This is a genomic window from Muricoccus nepalensis (assembly GCF_006438825.1).
In the GTDB taxonomy this organism is placed as follows: Bacteria; Pseudomonadota; Alphaproteobacteria; order Acetobacterales; family Acetobacteraceae; genus Roseomonas; species Roseomonas nepalensis.
This window is the reverse complement of sequence record NZ_RCZP01000122.1, coordinates 1-1,900: the sequence shown is the minus strand read 5'-3', so window position 1 is coordinate 1,900 and position 1,900 is coordinate 1. Positions and strand designations below refer to the sequence as shown.

Here is a 1,900-nt window from a genome sequence, read left to right as displayed (position 1 = left end):
TCTCGCAGACCCTCCAGGCCCTCAGCGTTGAAGCGCACCACCGCGTCACGCAACGCCTGCCGCTCCAGCCCCACCAGCCGTGCCGCCTCCGCCCGGCTCAGCCCGTCCAGMGCRTGCGCCACCGCCAGCATCCGCGTCGCGGTTCGTCGGTTCCGCTCGCGCCGCGCCAAGCGCCGGAGATCGCCCGCACTCGCCACATCCCTCCGGATCTCCAGGGCTCGCCCCATCCGCCTACCCCGCCAGGTCAGGCCTGAAGCGAATCACCATCCCCGCCTACGCGGAAATCACACCAGAGTCAGTTCATCCGCTCGGCGGTATTACATGGCTAAATCCTGGGGCAGTGCCGTGCCGTTGGAAGTCAGCGCTCATTGATCCAGAAGAGCACGGTGGCTGCGAGGCAGATGGCGGACATGAATGTGTGCGCGCAGCGGTCGTAGCGCATGGCGATGCGGCGCCAGTCCTTCAGGCGGCCGAACATGTTCTCGATGCGGTGCCTCTGGCGGTAGAGGGCCTTGTCGTAAGGGAGCGGGACCTTACGGCTCTTGCTTGACGGAATGCAGGGCGCGATTCCGCGCTCGACGAGCGCCTCGCGAAAGCGGTTGCTGTCATAGCCCTTGTCGCCGAGCAGCTCCTTGGCGCGTGGCAGGCTGGACAGCATTAGGGCCGCGCCCCTGTGGTCGCTCATCTGCCCTTCGGTGAGCAGCAGGACCACGGGGCGGCCCTTGCCGTCACAGACGGCATGGAGCTTGGAGTTCAGGCCGCCCTTGGTGCGCCCGATACGGCGGGGAACATCCCCTTTTTGAGTAGGCTTGCCGCCGTGCGGTGCGCCTTGAGGTGGGTGGCGTCGATCATCAGGCGTTCCGGCTCACCCGCTCGGCCCGCGAGCCCTGCGAAGATGCGGTTGAACACGCCGAGACGGCTCCATCGCACGAAGCGGTTGTACAGGGTCTTGTGGGGTCCGTAGGCCGCCGGGGCGTCGCGCCAGCGCAGGCCGTTGCGGATGACGTGGAGAATGCCGCTGACCACCCGCTGATCGTCCACCCGTGGCACCCCGTGCGAGAGCGGGAAATAGGGCGCGATCCGTCGGATCTGCGCCCTCGTCAGCCAGAACAGGTCAGCCATGGCAGCACCTCCGGCCACCATGGAATCAGCCCTTCAGATCAGGCGCCAGCCCTGATTAATGGGTCCTGACCCTAGNGGTTGAACACGCCGAGACGGCTCCATCGCACGAAGCGGTTGTACAGGGTCTTGTGGGGTCCGTAGGCCGCCGGGGCGTCGCGCCAGCGCAGGCCGTTGCGGATGACGTGGAGAATGCCGCTGACCACCCGCTGATCGTCCACCCGTGGCACCCCGTGCGAGAGCGGGAAATAGGGCGCGATCCGTCGGATCTGCGCCCTCGTCAGCCAGAACAGGTCAGCCATGGCAGCACCTCCGGCCACCATGGAATCAGCCCTTCAGATCAGGCGCCAGCCCTGATTAATGGGTCCTGACCCTAGTTCAAGTTCGCGGGCCTGGGCAGCAGAGAGGCTGTAGAACGCCCGCAGGGAGGCCGTGGTGTTCGACAGGTACTGTTCGGGGCGCATTTTGTGCTCCTGACGTCTAAGAGTCCGTCCGAGATCATGTGGTTTTCTGACATAGCTTTCGAAGCATGCGGCGGACGGATGCCCAACGTAGGAAGGCAAGTGCACGTCGGTTCAGGCACTCCCAGTCCTTGGCCAATCGGCGGCAGCGGTTCAGCCAGGCAATGGTGCGCTCGACAATCCAGCGCTTCGGCAGCACGACAAACTTGCGCAACTCGGATCGCTTGACGATCTCGAGGTTGATCTGGCGGCAGGTCGTGCGCAGCCCGGCCTGGAAGTTGGCGCCCTGGTACCCGCCGTCGGCGTAGAGCTTCAGCAAG

The 1,900-nt window shown here is 65.5% G+C and carries 4 protein-coding genes and 1 pseudogene; all 5 read right to left on the bottom strand.

Annotated elements, in window-relative coordinates; translation table 11 throughout:
• On the bottom strand, nt 1–227 hold a 227-nt coding region (locus EAH89_RS30885), incomplete at its 3' end, for a helix-turn-helix domain-containing protein (RefSeq protein WP_140887992.1).
• A gap of 131 nt (nt 228–358) precedes the next feature.
• Nucleotides 359–1,122 (bottom strand): IS5 family transposase gene (locus EAH89_RS30880; protein ID WP_140888020.1). Its coding sequence is split into 2 segments (ribosomal slippage): nt 359–789 and nt 789–1,122, totalling 765 coding nucleotides; the frame shifts between segments, so codons are not numbered across the junction.
• A gap of 80 nt (nt 1,123–1,202) precedes the next feature.
• A pseudogene (locus EAH89_RS30875) lies at nt 1,203–1,421 on the bottom strand (transposase); the annotation flags it as partial.
• 33 nt (nt 1,422–1,454) lie between these two features.
• Nucleotides 1,455–1,583 (bottom strand): hypothetical protein, encoded by a 129-nt coding sequence (locus tag EAH89_RS33315; RefSeq protein ID WP_277753921.1) that lies wholly within the window; start codon nt 1,581–1,583, stop codon nt 1,455–1,457.
• A gap of 34 nt (nt 1,584–1,617) precedes the next feature.
• Nucleotides 1,618–1,900: transposase (locus tag EAH89_RS30870; protein WP_140888017.1), on the bottom strand; the 283-nt coding region annotated here is incomplete at its 5' end.

Bases quoted from the DNA above. Each gene is read 5' to 3' on its own strand.
- EAH89_RS33315 (WP_277753921.1), bottom strand. From the start codon at position 1,583: ATGCGCCCCGAACAGTACCTGTCGAACACCACGGCCTCCCTGCGGGCG.